At 72.4% G+C, this 2,152-nt stretch carries 2 protein-coding genes; one reads left to right on the forward strand and one right to left on the reverse strand.

Annotated elements, in window-relative coordinates; all coding sequences use genetic code 11:
• Positions 1–977, reverse strand: a 977-nt coding sequence (locus tag AB0K09_RS32820) for a LysR family transcriptional regulator (protein WP_366069045.1), incomplete at its 3' end; no start/stop codon positions are given.
• Positions 978–1,052: 75 nt separating this feature from the next.
• On the opposite strand from AB0K09_RS32820, the gene AB0K09_RS32825 reads away from it, so the two are divergent.
• Positions 1,053–2,117 carry a DMT family transporter gene (locus tag AB0K09_RS32825; RefSeq protein ID WP_366069046.1) on the forward strand — a complete coding sequence of 355 codons (1,065 nt, stop codon included), beginning with the start codon at positions 1,053–1,055 and terminating at the stop codon, positions 2,115–2,117.
• Positions 2,118–2,152: the final 35 nt, after the last annotated feature.

The following is a 2,152-nucleotide window of genomic DNA, read 5'->3' on the forward strand; positions in this document are numbered from 1 at the left end:
TCGGCCTCGCCACACTGACCGGGCACGTCAGCCTGGCCCTGGTGTGGGTGTGCGCCGCCGGGCTGGGCCTGGTCAACGCCGACGCCGCGTCCCGCCCGGCGCAGCGCTTCCACCGTGGCGCGGATGGAGGGCCGGCGGTCGGCGTCTGTGCGCCAGACCGCGAAGACGTGCCGGCACATCGTGTGGCGCACGGGCACGATGCGCACGCCCTCGGGCACCGGGCCGCGGCCCAGGCGGGGGGCGACGACGATGCCGAGGCCGGCCGCGACCAGCGCCAGCTGGGTGTGGTGCTCCTGGGCCCGGTGGGAGACGCGGGGCTCGATGCCCTTCGAGCGCAGCGTGAACATCAGCCAGTCGTGGCAGAACTCGCCGCGGGGCCAGGAAACCCACTCGTCCTCGGCGAAGTCCTCGAGGGCGACCTCCTCGCGGTCCGCGAGGGGGTGACCGGCCGGCACGGCCACGTCGGCGGGGTCGTCGAGGATCCGGGCCTTGACCAGCCCGTCCGGCAGGGGCAGCGGCTTGTTGTACCAGTCGAGCACGACGGCGACGTCGATGTCGCCGCGCACGACGCGTGGCAGGGACTCGTCCGGCTCCATCTCCTCCAGCTGGGCGCGCAGCTGCGGATGCGCGCCGCGCAGCGCGGCCAGCGCGGAGGGGAAGAGGCCCCGGGCGGCCGTCGGGAACGCGCCGAGTCGCAGCTCGCCGACGACGCGGCCGCGTTGCGCCTCCAGATCCGCCTGGGCCAGCTCGACCTGGGAGAGGATCCGCGAGGCGTGATCGGCGAGCAGCTGGCCGGCGTCGGTGAGCCGCACTCCGCGCCCGTTCTTGGCGAGCAGCTGCTGGCCCGTCTCCCGTTCCAGCTTGGACAGCTGCTGGGAGACGGCGGAGGTGGTCACGTGCAGCCCTTCGGCCGCCGCACTCACCGAACCGTGCCGGGCGACGGCGTTGAGGGTGCGCAGGCGATCCAGGTTCAACATGTAAGCGATGCTACGCGATGGCTCACACAATTATTTGCTTGTCCTAAGAGATGCGGGCACTGCATCGTAGAGCCCATGAGCACCGTCGCCACACCCCGACCTTCGGACGACTCCCCCGCCTCCCCCACCCCGGCGCCCGCCTCCACGCCCCCCACCACCAACGCCGCTGCCGCGGATCCCCGGCAGCGGCGTTCCGCCGTCGACTGGCGGATACGTTTCGCCGCCCTGGCCCTGATCTGGGGCTTCAGCTTCCTCTTCATGAAGATCGGCACCAAGGGCTACGACGCGCCGTACATCTCCTTCGGCCGGATGTTCTTCGGCTCGGTGGTGCTCATCGCCACGCTCGCCGTCAAGCGGGAGCGGCTGCCGCGCGCTCCGCGCACCTGGGCCCATCTGGCCGTCGCGGCCGTGCTGCTCAACGCACTCCCCTTCACGCTCTTCGCGTACTCCGAGCTGACCATCTCCAGCACCCTGGCCGGCATCTGCAACGCCACCACCCCGCTGTGGGGCATGGTGCTCTCCTTCGTGGCACTCTCCGACGACCGCCCGACGCGGCGGCGGCTGGCCGGCCTGGGCCTCGGCTTCATCGGCGTGCTGACGGTGCTCGGCGCCTGGCAGGGCTTCTCCGGCCAGGACCCGAAGGGCACGGTGATGGCGCTGATCGCCTCCGCCAGCTACGCGGTGGGCTGGATCTACGTGCGGCGGACGCTCACCGGCACGGGCGACTCCAATCTGTCGATGTCGGGTGCCCAGCTGCTGCTGGGCACAGTGCAGCTGGCGATCCTCGCGCCGCTGCTGAGCCCGCTGCCGTCCTCCTTCTCCGTGGGGCCGCTGCTCGCGATCTTCGCGCTGGGCGCGTTCGGCACCGGCGTCGCCTTCCTCATCCAGTACGGGCTGGTCGCCGAGGTCGGGCCGACGACCGCGACCCTGATCACCTACTTCATCCCGGTCGTCGCGACCGCCGCCGGCGTGGCCCTGCTCGGCGAGAAGCTGACCTGGAACACGCCCGTCGGCGCGGTGATCGTGCTGGCGGGGGCGGCGCTCACCCAGAGCAAGCAGCGCGCGAAGCCCGGCGAGTCCGGCCGCGCGTCGGGGCAGGCATCGGGACAGGCGTCGTCCGGGGCGGCACGTCAGTCGTAACGGACCGCCGGCATGGGGCCGGTCGCGGACGCCAG

Source organism: Streptomyces sp. NPDC049577 (assembly GCF_040675635.1).
Lineage (GTDB): Bacteria > Actinomycetota > Actinomycetes > Streptomycetales > Streptomycetaceae > Streptomyces.